This is a genomic window from Paenibacillus foliorum, from assembly GCF_013141765.1.
Lineage (GTDB): Bacteria > Bacillota > Bacilli > Paenibacillales > NBRC-103111 > Paenibacillus_S > Paenibacillus_S foliorum.
Window position 1 is genome coordinate 54566 of record NZ_WHOD01000055.1, and the last position, 12829, is coordinate 67394.

Below are 12829 nucleotides of genomic sequence, written 5' to 3' on the forward strand. Positions count from 1 at the left end.
TATGAAAAAGAAAAGTGCGGTTAGGTGGGTTTTCCCAGTTTTGACACTGCTCGTCATTCTGGTATTTGCGTTTCCATTCATATGGATGCTTCTAGCTTCCTTCAAAACACAGGCGCAGATCATGTCAAGAGGACAGTTCCTGTTCTTTACACCAACGATGAAAAACTATGTAAACGTCTTTGGTCAATATGAGTTTATGCGTTTTATTGTGAACAGCTTTATCGTCGCGGTCGGTTCTACAGTAGGTTCTCTGCTGTTGGGTTTGCCTGCTGCTTATGCAATTGCAAGGTACAGGCTTCAGGGTCTCGGTTTAGTTATTCTGGTTGCGAGAATTGTACCGGGGATAACCTTCTTGATTCCATGGTTCATTTTATTTTCCAATCTAAAGCTCGTTGACACCTATCTGGCGCTAATTCTGAGCCATATGCTCGTGGGGCTGCCTTTTATAATCTGGATCATGATTTCATTCTTTGAAGGATTGCCTACAGAAATAGAAGAAGCTGGCTTAATTGACGGTTGCACGCGTTCACAGGTTTTTATCCGCATTATTTTGCCGATTTCCGGACCTGGAATCATCACGTCGTCGCTGCTGTCGTTTATTTTCTCTTGGAACAACTTTATGTTCTCGATCATTCTGGCGGGAGACAAGACCAAAACTTTACCAATTGCGGTATTTAATTTTATGTCGTATTCAGAAATCAATTGGGGCGCGTTAATGGCCGCGGCTTGCATAATAACACTGCCGGTACTTATAATAGCTTTGCTGGCACAACGTTATATCGTAAGCGGATTGGCAGCTGGAGCAGTGAAAGGGTAATAATGCAAGGGCAGGCTGTGCGTTTACAGCAGGAATGGAGTGGTGCGGTTATGGTGGCAGCTAAAAGGAACACGTTTCGTAAAATGGTGCTGATCATCTTTCTTCTCCTACTCCCTATTGCCTGTGTGTACATGTATTCTCATCAAGTCAGTATTAATGTGCTGCGAAGCGAGATACAAGGGAATTTGCTGAATCGTCAGCAATTTTTTATTTCACAAGTGGATGCGGCCGTCGATCAATTAGCTATGTTTCCTGTTATTGTCGGCCACGATCCATTCATACGCGAGTATGTGGGTAAGAAATACAATACTCAATTAGATAAACTCCTTTTACAATCAAGAGTTATTGAGAAACTCGGATATCAAAGCGCATCCAGTGAATGGACGAATGAATTGAATATTTATTTAGCGGAAGAGAAGCAGGTACTGTCATCCAACATTTTCGTAACTTACAATGATGATTATATGAAACAGCCGATCAAGTCTGATTGGACTTATGATCAAGGCCGTGGCAAGCCGTTATTCGACTCGTTCGTCCGTCAAATTAGCGAGCCTGCTTCAACACCAAGATTAGAGCAAGCCCATGCTTTATATGAGGTCCGGTTTTCCGCAGAAAATCTCCGGCTGATGCTGGATCATTTTAAAGCGGGAGGCAATGGGGACCCTTTTTTGTATGTACCAGGCATGGCGGGTATTTATAATCATAGCGTGACATCACATCTTGCAGCAACAGTTGCACAACAATTGGATAAGCAAACGATTGAAGCGCAGTCTGGTAACCGTATTCTAGAACTGGATTCCAATAAATATTTGATAAACTTCGTTAAATCGAATACTCTTGGCTGGTATTTGGTTGACTATGTGCCCCTAGAGCAAACACTGCTTCCAATCACCAAAAGCCGCAATTTCTTTTATGTAGTCATTAGTTTGCTGCTCGTTGCCGGTATGGTAGCGGCCTATTTACTGTACCGTCATGTACAGAAGCCGATTGCTAAGCTGCTGCAGGGGGTACTGCTGCTTAAGAGCGGAATATATTCCGCCCGAATTGACTATCAGCCGAATAACGAGTTCGACTTCTTAATCCGCCGCTTCAACGAGATGGCTGAAGAAATTCAGGAATTAATAGAGAAAGTGTATGCGGAACAGCTCCGCTCACGAGAGGCAACGTTGAAACAGCTGCAAGCGCAAATAAACCCTCATTTCTTATATAACTGCTTATACTTTATAAGCAACATGGCCATGCTCGAGGATAAGCAGTCTGTTGTAGCTATGGCTAATAATCTGGGAGATTATTATCGTTACACGACCCGTGTAGAGAAACAGCTGGTAACCATTCGTGAGGAGCTGCAGCTTATTACTAATTATTTAACCATACAAAATTTACGGATGGAACGGGTCTGTTACGAGATAGAAGTACCTGAAGCCATACTCTCTATGACCATCCCCAGACTGCTTCTGCAGCCGTTGGTGGAAAACGCCGTTATTCACGGGCTTGAACGAAAAGCAGGCAAAGGCTTGATTCGGATTAGTGGAGAGTCAGACGGCACTGAACATCGCATTGTCATAGAAGATAATGGGGTTGGGGTAACAGAGGCTCAGATGAATGAGCTTCGGCAAACGTTAGACGAGCCCATGAGTGAGCAAATGGGCTGCGGAGTGTGGAATGTGCACCAGCGGCTGCGGCATTATTTCGGACCTGATTCCGGGCTGGAATTAATGACAGTCGATGATAATAGGGGCTTTAAATCTATCTTAAAATGGAAGGAGCCCATTGATGTACCAGCTATTGATCGTAGATGATGAAATGCATGTGGTGGAACGGTTATCAACCACGATGGATTGGACATCCATGGGCATTGAGACCGTTCACAGAGCATATTCTGCTGATGAGGCATTGACAATTTTGAGTACAACAACCGTTGATATTCTGATCACAGATATCCAAATGCCGGGAATGACGGGTTTGGAATTGATCGCAGTAGTTCGCGAGAAGTGGAAAAAGACCAAGTGTATCCTGCTTTCCGGCTACGCGGATTTTAGCTATGCACAAGAGGCAATTCAGCATGGTACGGTTGATTATTTGTTGAAACCTGTATCTGAAGAACAGGTTCAGGAGACCGTGCAGCGTGTAATGAATCAAATCCAGTCCGAATGGCAGGAAATTCTCTCCCATCAGCGTATTCAGCATACGCTTAAAGAGCATCTGCCGCTGTTGAAGGGAAACCTGTTGAACAAGCTGTTACAGGGCCGCAGATATGGGGCAGCACGTTGGCAGCAAAAGATGGAGGAGCTGAACGTTCCGATCTTTAATAACGGTGTTATTGCCTTAGTGCTGGTGCGAATGGAGGAGCATTTCTTACACTATGATGCACATAGTTTGTCGCTTTTCGAATATGCGGTTGGTAACATAGCTGAGGAGCTATTCGCTCCACAATATGAGCTATGGCACTGTAAGGACGCCCACGACTATTTAGTTTTTATGCTGAAGTGGAAGGGGGCATCCGGTGCTGAGCATAACGAAATCCAAAGCGTCGATGATGCTGTATTGGGCATGAATAAAGATAGCATGCACTTGGAAGAAGACGGAAAACCATCGCCTAAAGACGACTTATGTGCATCAAGTGAGCTAGAAGAGCGGCAGCAGCATTTAGAGCGTACAGCAAGCGAGCTGCAAAAGGCGGTCAACACCTTTTTGAAAGGTAAGGTATCCGTTCTTGTCAGTGGGTGGGGCTCCTTTCCGAGCGATGTTTCATCGATCTACAATCAAGCCTTGTCGTTGTTCCGTAAACGGATTGGCAGCGAGCATGATATCTTTATGACTACACAAGAGGAGCCTGCTGCGGAATCGTACCGGACTTTGCAGCGTCTTTATGAGTTGCCTTCCTTAACCCAGCTGCTGGAGGCAGGGAGATGGGCCGAAGTCGAAGATAAGCTGCGAGCCGTTTATGAAGAAATAAATGAAGAGTGGGCTAAATCCCAAGAGCATGTCTTGGAAGTGTTTTATGCAGTATCGTCGGCTTTTTCTTATATTACTCATAAAAACGGTCGCCAGCTTTCAGATTTAATCGGGGAGGATTATTTAAAGCTGACGGAAGGCGTGCCCTTCCGATCTATTGGCTTGCTTAGGGAATGGAGCTTTCGTGTGCTTGGACTGTTAAAGGCCGATATGGATAAGGAGGTAAAGGACTCCCGCGCTTCTGTCGTTCATCGAGTTCAACAGTTCGTAGAGCTTCATCTAAGCGGAGACGTATCTTTGCAGGCAATTGCCGACCATGTCTATTTGCATCCAGTCTATTTGTCCAAAATATACAAGCTTGAAACCAAACGAAATATTACCGACTATGTATTCCATTTGCGAATGGAGAAAGCGGCCTATTTACTTAAAAACAGCCATGATAAAATATATGAAATCGCAGAAAAGCTCGGTTATCAGCGGGCGCATTCATTTAACCATGTTTTCAAAAAGCATTACGGCATGACACCTCAAGAATATCGCGATCAGAACGCCGTTACGATTCCATTTGTTAATGGATTGCCTCCCACACTGTAATGCGCAGATTAGTTACTAACATAAACAGTTCCCGTATGCATTTTTACTGGAGCTGTTTATTTGTTGTGCATGGACATTAATTTCCCGGAAAAAAATCGGATAAGGGAGTTAGAATACAGCTCGCTAGTCCTATTAATCATAGAATGCTTGTTCGCATTTTTATCAAGAGCATGTTATGATTAGGTGTATAACCCCTATATAACATCATAGGTTCACGAAAGGAAGAAAAGCGAGCTCATGACGGGAAGAACCCATTTAATTGTAGGCTCGGGTGTAACGTTGTCTGTAATGAGCTTAATAGGACAGAATATCACATTGCCAGCGGCTCTCGTTGCTATAGTAAGCTCTCTACTGCCGGATATTGATGAACCGAATAGTTTGCTTATGCAAAAGACCATGCCGAAGACGATGCTGAAGAAGATTAAGCTTGCGTTAGTCGCAGCAGGTATTGGATTTATGATATACTGCTACTTTAAATCGTTTTATGTGCCCTTCAGCTATGGAATCGGAATGCTCATGATTGGCGCATGCCTTATCCACCAAAGGCTGTTTCGGCAACTGCTAATGGTTATCCTAGGGGGACTTATGCTCTATCTCGGTGCATCTGCCGGACCCTGGTGGGGAACGATAGGAGCTCTGCTAATGGTGTGTGCTGTACTTCCGCACCGTGGATTAACCCATTCCATATATGGGATAATTATCTGGGGAGCTGTGCTGTATTTCGCATCTCTTAGGCTGGGGGAGCCGCTCTGGACATCTGGCGTAATGGCTTACACCCTGCATTTAATGTGCGATGTGCTGACTAAGCATGGCATTCAACCGCTGCCTCCGTTCAAATGGAAATTCCGCCTGCCATTAATGAGCACAGGCAAATTCAGCGGTTTTCTCGTGGAAAGTATTTGCATAACATTGACGTTTGTTTTAATATGGCATGCTTTTATTGAACCGATGGGAGAAACTATGTTTAGCTTATTTACACATTTTAAGAACAGAGTAAGCGCTATGTTGAACATTTAAGTCTAATTGCAAGTAACAATAGCTAACTATATGAATGGAGGCACGACTTTACAATGAATTCATTTGAATTTCAAAACCCGACTAAATTACTGTTTGGCCCTGACAAGCTGAGCCAATTAGGACAAGAAATTTCCGTTTATGGTAAAAAGGTGCTCTTGGTCTATGGCGGTGGAAGCATTAAATCATCAGGTTTATATGACCGTGTTTTACAACAATTAGAACAAATCCAAGCTGAGGTACATGAGCTGGCAGGCGTAGAGCCTAACCCGCGTGTTACTACGGTAAAGAAGGGTATCGACATATGCCGTCAGCAAGGAGTTGATTTTATATTGGCAGTAGGCGGAGGAAGCGTACTTGACGCAGCCAAAGCAGTAGCGGCTGGAGTGCCTTACGATGGTGATGTATGGGATTTCTGCATAAGAAAAGCACAAATTCAATCCGCGCTACCGCTCGGTACTGTTTTGACGCTATCGGCCACAGGCTCCGAAATGAATGGTAACTCAGTAATTACGAATTGGGAGGAAAATCTGAAGAAATCGTTCGGTAGTATTCATGCTTATCCGAAGTTCAGCATTCTCGATCCTACTCTGACCTATTCAGTTCCCGCAAACCAGACCGTTAATGGCATCGTTGATATGATGTCTCACGTATTTGAACAATACTTCAGTCCAACGACGGGTACTCCATTGCAGGAGCGTTTGTGTGAATCCATTCTGCAAACCGTCATTGAAAATGGAGAGCAAGCGTTACAATATCCTAGCGATTATGCTGCTCGCGCCAATATAATGCTTTGTGGCACATATGCTTTAAACGGTGGCATGATCAGTATTGGTATGCAAAATGATTGGGCGACACATATGATCGAGCATGAGGTCAGCGCTATTTATGATATCGCCCATGCAGAGGGGTTATCCGTTTTATTTCCGAATTGGATGAAATATGTGTATCAAGAGCGAATCGACCGTTTTGTTCAATATGCTGTAAGGGTGTGGCAGATAGATCCGAACGGCAAGTCGGACAATGAGATTGCATTGGCGGGTATTCAGGCAACGCGTGAATACTTTACTAGAATCGGGGCACCAAGTCGCTTAAGTGACTTGAACATCGATGCCAAGGAGTTAGACCGGATGGCCAAGGAAACGGTCCGATTCGGACCTGTAGGTTCTTTCAAGCCCCTTTACGAAAGTGACGTTCGCCAAATTCTAGAGATGAGCTTGTAAGCAAAATTTCCTTATTCACCTTGCCTAATAAAGAGCCCTGCTATACGTAGCAGGGCTCTTTATTAGGGTTGAATCTGCTGCAATAACGTGGGAAATTTCAATCATTTCCCGGGCAAGCGCATAACTCGCTAAAAACGGAATCGGTTCGACATTTTCACACGGATGCTTGGTAGTTAAAATTACTATTGTGTCGAGAGGGTCGAACGGCGCGACTATACCTAGTACCAAGGACACATAAATATTGCTTATGATCCCACTTCTATGAACTTGTTTTGGATTTTTTGTAAACGAATATACTCATTTTTCTCAAGACCAGGGCGGAAATAGCTGAACAAGTAAGCAGCATGGTCAAAGGTAAGGCTCGGGTGGCAGACAACCTCTTGAATCGTATGCGGATTATCCAGAATGACCTGCCATTCACCATTTCGTTCTTCGACTGGAACCGCTTGCATTAATTGAGTCTTTATCGAAACCATCTCAGATAGCTCTTTCCAAATATGCAGCCACGACGGGCTGAACAGACCGGGATCGGGAAATAGCCGCTCAGCTGTTTGTATCCATTCTAAGACCTGTTGGACCTGCGTGTCGTTCATTTCCTTGATCTGCTGCTTAAAGCCCTCTAGAAGCTGATGAAAAGCTGAGTAACCTCCATTCTGAATAGAGACTTGTAGTTCTGCAAGCTCTTGTTCGGATTTGGCTTGAACTAACTGCTTCAATGCATGTTCATTCATTATTAGGACTCATCCCCTTGAAAAAAGTGAAAATGATTGGATTTTCTTTAATTTAACATAAATGTTTAATTTTAAAAAGCAGCTTGGCTATTGTTTTTGACCAACTGTATTATTCCTCTGAGCAGACTTCTGTATCCGGTTGGTTAAGTATACTCCCGCTAGCACAAGCGCCGCTCCAATCCAATGGTACAGATGTAAATGTTCGCCTGTAAATGCGGTAGCAAAGATAGCACTGAACACAACAATCAAATTCAGAAATCCGGCACAACGGGAAGGTCCGATCAATGCAATCGCCTTATTCCAAGCTGTAAATGCTATCAAAGATGCAAAAATGCCTAAGTACAATAAGCCTAATATGAGACTGATTGATCCATGGAGAACTGGCTGCCGAACTGCATACTCGATTATAGATGAAGGAATCAATACGATCACAGAAACGACTATTTGCCAAAAGAATAAGGCCTGAGACGGGAAATGGCCAGCAGCTTTTTTCATCCAAACCGAATACAACGCCCAACAAATTATTGCGGCTATCATCCACATGTCGCCTTTATTAAACGATAAGCTAACAATAGCATCCCAACTGCCGCGGCTAATGATCCATAGAACGCCAACAAGCGAGAGCGCTATTGAAGGCAGTACGGCAATCGTGAATGGCTCGCGCAGTACAATAGCAGAAATTAGTACAATAAGAACAGGTGTAGCCGAATTCATAAGTGCAGCATTAATGGATCCTGTATATTGAACCGCTATGTAGGTTAATGTATTGAAGCCGGCGACTCCAGTCAGCGATAGGAATAAAAGCGGCTTCCACTTGGCGATCATAAGCGAGCGCTGCTTCCACATATCACGGCCGACGAACGGTAGCATGACGAGAAGAGCTATGCACCATCGGATGGTCGCTAATAAGATAGGGGGGATTTCAGCGACTAATACTTTGCCTACGACAAAATTCCCTCCCCATAGGCAGGTGGCCAGTATCAAAAGGATGTAGGGGGAACGCCAAAGCATACAAAATCGTACTCCTTTATCATAAGGTCAAGTGACCTCAGTTTACATGGGATACGTGCATGTTACAAGATGATGTTAAATTAAAATGGTTAAAAATTTATATCATTAAATAAATGGCTATGAAATTGAAGTGCCCCGATCTATACTAGATTAACCCGTCTATTTTGACATCTTTAACCATTTTGTGTAGCATTGATAGAGTAGACAAGCTTACAAACATTTGATTCCAATACTGAGAGGAGATTTCCCAAATGTACGATATTGTTGTGATTGGAGCAGGTCCAGCAGGAGCAAGCGCTGCATTGTTTGCAGCCAAGGCTGGTAAGAAAACATTGGTTATTGATAGCGACCAAAGCATTACGAAACGGGCATGGGTAGAGAATCATTATGGAGTATTGGAAATTAGCGGTCCTGATCTTGTAGAGATTGGCAAGAAGCAGGCAGTCAAGTTTGGAGCAGAGCTGGTTCAAAGCAAGGCAGTACAAATTGCCAAGGGTTCTGAGGGCTTCACCATTTCGACAGAAGCAGGGAGCTATGAGGGTACACATGTCATTCTAGCTACAGGCGTAATGACCGATTTGGCTGAACAGCTCGGAATTAAGACCAAACCAGCAACCGAGCCGCGTATTAAAACGGTGTTCGATGTAACGGCTGAAGGCAAAACATCGGTTGAGGGCATTTGGGCTGCTGGAACGGCTGCTGGAGTGAGCGTGCATACGATCATCACATCAGGAGACGGTGCGAAAGTAGCAATTAATGTCATCAGTGAATTGAATGGCGAACGTTATGTTGATCACGACATGATTAAGCAATAATATGAATTCAGCAATGGATTAAGTATATATGGATAAACGGTTATTCTGTCCTTTTAGGCAGCATAATTGCTTAAGAAGGTTGATGCGATACAAAAAGAGGTTGTCTCATGAGATCAGAAATGATCTTATAGACAACCTCTTTTTGATACTGAAAGCAGAGTGGATGCCACTACCAGATGCTTGGCAGCACTTTGATCCCCGAATCCAGCTTTGGCAGGAATGCATAGCTTGGATTGAAAGTGAATATACGTTTGATCTGATAGGTGATCATGATTACAGCAGTAACAGCTTCACTAAGCGATAGCTGTAAATCCGGACAATCGACAATGAGACGTTTGGACTCATTCTCGAACTCCGATCTACCTGAGATAATAACCAGCTTAGATTGAGCGGCGGCTGTTTCCATGGTATCCAGAAAGTATTGCGCATGTTCAAAGCCAAAGTTATTTCTGAGCCATTGGTGGGTGTCAAACATGACATAATTCGATGTAACCAAAGTACGTTCTAAATCATCAAGATCTAGAAATATGGATTTTGCTTTTGAATAATAAGGAGACTGCGGGTCCATAAAGGAAGTAAAGGCCGTTTGATCTACAAACACTGCTTGCTGATAATTCAGTTGTTCATCATTGATCATAGTGACTCTCCCCAACTCCGAACGGTTTGAAATTTCGGTGGGCTAGCGCATCCAACAGAAATATGGGGTTTCGATCTATGTGTTCCCTCGATATAGGAGTGGAAAGTTCATTGCTGCGCTGTAGCCAATAGTGTTCTAGTATTTGTTGAACCACATCATTCACGGTAGTCTGTTCGGCCTCGGCCATTATCTTGCATTTCTCTAGCATGACAGCGCTAAGTTCAATGGGTTCAGCGCTTTCCTCAATGTCCTCAGTGCCGAAGATCTGTTGCTTTGCTCTGTATTTCCATTGCTCGAGTTTATTTTGCCAACCATGTTTTGTACTACTCAAACTGTGTGCACCTCCGTCGCTAGTAATCATTTATTGAGTCGGAATAGCAGGACATCCTACATTATTCGAGAAGGTTCGACAATTTTGAGGGGATACCTGGGAATAACCCTGGGTATCTAGATCAATTAGACCTTATCTAACTGTAAGCATATATAAATTACAATGAAAGGGGAGAACGGCTACCGATCTCCCCTTCATAGTGAGGTCTTCGTCAAATAAACCTTTTTCATTTCATCAACCAATTGTAAAATACCCGGTTTAATATCTTTATCCTTGGCATTGGAAGCGGTGACCTTCAGAATAGGTAATTTAGGAAATGAGGATAAATAATTTTTATGGACGGATTCAAGTAGAATTGATTTTCTATGAAGATTGTTAATAAGCTGTGGGATTGAAACTCTGCTGTCCAGTACGATATGAGCATGAATACACGGCTGTTTAGGAGAAGGATAAGCAAATAATTCCCCATTAAGCGCTGAGTGCTGCTGCAGAGCATCATTCAATAATTGAGATCTTCGAGAATAAGAAGAACGGATTTTCTGTTTGTGGCGTTCAAACATGCCGCTTTTTAAATAAATATCTAAAGCTGCTTGCGAGAGCATAGAGCTATCGATGTCGAGCAGACGTTTGTAACGGTTGAACAATTCCATCAGAGCATCAGGGATCACCGCTATTCCTATACGCAGGCCAGGAAATATAATTTTGGAATAACTTTTGAGATAGATAACATGTGACGAGTCATCGTAGGCATATAGAGGATCAGCCTTACTGTCTTGCTCGAAATCAGCTAAATAGTCGTCCTCGACAATGTAGACATCATAAGCTTTTGCCAGCTCTACAATTTTCTTTTTTTCCTGCTGAGTGAAAGAACTGCCTAAAGGGTTGTGGAACCTTGGCATCGTGTAAAAGAATTTAATAGACTCTGTACGAAATAGATGCTCCAGCTCGTCTAAATCAATTCCTGCAGCAGTTCTTTGGATGCCTAAGACAGGAATTTGGCGCGTTTCCAAATGCTCGATGAATAAGTGATAGCCGGGCTGTTCAATCAATATCTTTGATTTTCCATTTGGAAAAGGAATGGCCGTCAACAACGACAGCGCCTGTTGGATACCAGAGGTAACGATAATATTGCGTTGATCTGCAAAGATTTGATGATTGGCCAACTGACCTTTCACCGTTTGAATGAGAGAGGGTAGCCCCTTGGGTGTCCCGTAAACAAACAGCTCGTTCTTATATGTATCTATCGCTTTATTAATGCAGTGCTGAAAATCCAAATAGGGGAACACGTCAGGGTCAGGAGCGTATGTGGCAAAATCGATGATACTTGAATCATTCTCTTCTAGAAGGTTTGTTCTTTTGACTACGTAATAGCCGCTCTTTGGAACCGAATAAATCAGATGCTGTTTTTCCAACTCGTTCAGTGCACGAATAATAGTGCTTTTGCTGCAGCTGTATTGGTCAGACAATGCTCTTATGGAAGGAAGCTTTTCTCCTTCTTTGTAGGGGCGGCTATGGATCAGACTCTCAAGTCCGTTTAATATCTGTAAATACTTATGCACGAATTCACCTCTGCCGTCTATCTGTACCGGTACAGATGACTTTTTTAAACATTGTATCACACTGATCTACAGGTTACTATGAGCTTACAACTTCCGGTTGGTTAATAGCATTGCATGCATGCGATAGTGGGGGGTAATCCAAATAGAACTCAAATTAAAATCAAATAAGCAAGTTCAGAATGCGTATCTTGCTGCTGGATTATATGCTCTATGCATTGGCTTTTCATTCATTTTTGTGAAGTTAGCATTGGTGTCTGCTCATCCTATTGACATCCTTGCACATCGTTTTAATGTTTCGTTCGTGGCAGCTTCGATTCCTGTCTTAATGGGGTGGGTAAGGATAAACATAAAGCCAAAAGCTATATTACCGATTCTTCCATTGGCTTTATTGTATCCGGTTTTGTTTTTCACTTTTCAAACGTTTGGTTTATTCTATATTTCCTCTTCAGAAGCAGGGATCATACAAGCTACCGTACCTGTCTTTACGATGATAGCAGCGTCTTACTTTCTTAAGGAGCACTCGAGCCGTAGTCAAAAGCTTTTTGTATTGTTCGCCGTTGCAGGAGTCATTTATATGGTGCTCATGAAAGGGGTCCGGTTTGAATCGGCCAATGTACCGGGAACGGTACTCATGTTTCTAACATCTATTTCATTAGCCGGATATACAGTACTGACCAGAAAAAAGGCACAGCTGGGCAATGTTTTGGAAATCACCTATCTCATGACAGCTTTCGGATTTATTATCTTCAATAGCTTATCTGTTATTCGGCATCTATCGGCAGGCACCTTGAACCTGTATTTTGAGCCTTTTACAAGTCCGTCGTTTGTTGTATCCATTCTGTACTTAGGTATATGTTCATCACTCGCTTCTTCCTTGCTATCGAATTATGCTTTGTCACAGATAGAAGCTACCAAGATTAGCGTGTTCAACCATATCGCTACGTTAATCACCATTGCAGGCGGATATATATTTTTGCAAGAGGCTCTGGAGTACTATCATCTGATTGGAGCAGTAATGATTATAGCTGGAGTGGCAGGTACCAACAGCCGTTTCTCAAGAGCTAATCGCAGGCAGGCTGATGTAAAGATTAATGGTTGAGCTTTGAGCTACCCTTAAAGGATAATCGCAATATTGTGAAGGT

At 43.1% G+C, this 12829-nt stretch carries 12 protein-coding genes; 7 read left to right on the forward strand and 5 right to left on the reverse strand.

Going from position 1 to position 12829, the window contains the following annotated elements:
- Position 1 precedes the first annotated feature (1 nt).
- The 5 genes from GC093_RS13460 to GC093_RS13480 all read left to right on the forward strand — a co-directional run bounded on the left by GC093_RS13460 (position 2) and on the right by GC093_RS13480 (position 6603).
- Positions 2–817, forward strand: coding sequence for a carbohydrate ABC transporter permease (locus GC093_RS13460; protein WP_171652391.1), 816 nt, complete (start codon positions 2–4; stop codon positions 815–817).
- Complete coding sequence (locus tag GC093_RS13465; RefSeq protein WP_216624622.1) at positions 703–2616, forward strand: sensor histidine kinase; 1914 nt, start codon at positions 703–705, stop codon at positions 2614–2616. Before GC093_RS13460 ends, GC093_RS13465 begins: the two co-directional genes overlap by 115 nt.
- Positions 2591–4366, forward strand: a complete 1776-nt coding sequence (locus GC093_RS13470; protein WP_171652393.1) for a response regulator transcription factor — start codon at positions 2591–2593, stop codon at positions 4364–4366. The genes GC093_RS13465 and GC093_RS13470 overlap by 26 nt, the downstream gene beginning before the upstream one ends.
- 237 nt (positions 4367–4603) lie before the next feature.
- Complete coding sequence (locus GC093_RS13475; RefSeq protein ID WP_171652394.1) at positions 4604–5383, forward strand: metal-dependent hydrolase; 780 nt, start codon at positions 4604–4606, stop codon at positions 5381–5383.
- 53 nt (positions 5384–5436) lie between these two features.
- Positions 5437–6603, forward strand: coding sequence for an iron-containing alcohol dehydrogenase (locus GC093_RS13480; RefSeq protein WP_171652395.1), 1167 nt, complete (start codon positions 5437–5439; stop codon positions 6601–6603).
- A 245-nt stretch (positions 6604–6848) separates the two neighbouring features.
- Here GC093_RS13480 and GC093_RS13485 read toward each other — a convergent pair whose 3' ends face one another.
- Entirely contained in the window at positions 6849–7334 is a 486-nt protein-coding gene (locus GC093_RS13485) for a hypothetical protein (RefSeq protein WP_171652396.1), read from the reverse strand.
- Positions 7335–7421: 87 nt separating this feature from the next.
- The gene (locus GC093_RS13490; protein ID WP_171652397.1) at positions 7422–8345 is read right to left on the reverse strand and encodes a DMT family transporter; all 924 of its coding nucleotides are present in this window, start codon (positions 8343–8345) and stop codon (positions 7422–7424) included.
- Positions 8346–8596: 251 nt separating this feature from the next.
- Between GC093_RS13490 and GC093_RS13495 the strand changes: the two genes are divergently transcribed.
- Positions 8597–9160 (forward strand): FAD-dependent oxidoreductase, encoded by a 564-nt coding sequence (locus tag GC093_RS13495; protein ID WP_171652398.1) that lies wholly within the window; start codon positions 8597–8599, stop codon positions 9158–9160.
- Between the two features lie 169 nt (positions 9161–9329).
- Here GC093_RS13495 and GC093_RS13500 read toward each other — a convergent pair whose 3' ends face one another.
- From GC093_RS13500 to GC093_RS13510, 3 genes are all read right to left on the reverse strand, one after another.
- Positions 9330–9797 carry a hypothetical protein gene (locus GC093_RS13500; protein ID WP_171652399.1) on the reverse strand — a complete coding sequence of 156 codons (468 nt, stop codon included), beginning with the start codon at positions 9795–9797 and terminating at the stop codon, positions 9330–9332.
- On the reverse strand, positions 9787–10128 hold the full coding sequence (locus tag GC093_RS13505) for a hypothetical protein (RefSeq protein WP_171652400.1): 342 nt from the start codon (positions 10126–10128) through the stop codon (positions 9787–9789). The genes GC093_RS13500 and GC093_RS13505 overlap by 11 nt, the downstream gene beginning before the upstream one ends.
- Before the next feature lie 194 nt (positions 10129–10322).
- Complete coding sequence (locus GC093_RS13510; protein ID WP_171652646.1) at positions 10323–11687, reverse strand: aminotransferase-like domain-containing protein; 1365 nt, start codon at positions 11685–11687, stop codon at positions 10323–10325.
- Between the two features lie 142 nt (positions 11688–11829).
- Here GC093_RS13510 and GC093_RS13515 point away from each other — a divergent pair, with 142 nt between their 5' ends.
- Positions 11830–12786: a DMT family transporter gene (locus GC093_RS13515; protein WP_171652647.1), complete on the forward strand. Its 957-nt coding sequence runs from the start codon at positions 11830–11832 to the stop codon at positions 12784–12786.
- Positions 12787–12829: the final 43 nt, after the last annotated feature.

Coding starts and splice junctions, on each gene's coding strand:
- GC093_RS13460 (WP_171652391.1), top strand. CDS start 2: ATGAAAAAGAAAAGTGCGGTTAGGTGGGTTTTCCCAGTTTTGACACTG.
- GC093_RS13470 (WP_171652393.1), top strand. CDS start 2,591: ATGTACCAGCTATTGATCGTAGATGATGAAATGCATGTGGTGGAACGG.
- GC093_RS13475 (WP_171652394.1), top strand. CDS start 4,604: ATGACGGGAAGAACCCATTTAATTGTAGGCTCGGGTGTAACGTTGTCT.
- GC093_RS13480 (WP_171652395.1), top strand. CDS start 5,437: ATGAATTCATTTGAATTTCAAAACCCGACTAAATTACTGTTTGGCCCT.
- GC093_RS13485 (WP_171652396.1), bottom strand. CDS start 7,334: ATGAATGAACATGCATTGAAGCAGTTAGTTCAAGCCAAATCCGAACAA.
- GC093_RS13490 (WP_171652397.1), bottom strand. CDS start 8,345: ATGCTTTGGCGTTCCCCCTACATCCTTTTGATACTGGCCACCTGCCTA.
- GC093_RS13495 (WP_171652398.1), top strand. CDS start 8,597: ATGTACGATATTGTTGTGATTGGAGCAGGTCCAGCAGGAGCAAGCGCT.
- GC093_RS13500 (WP_171652399.1), bottom strand. CDS start 9,797: ATGATCAATGATGAACAACTGAATTATCAGCAAGCAGTGTTTGTAGAT.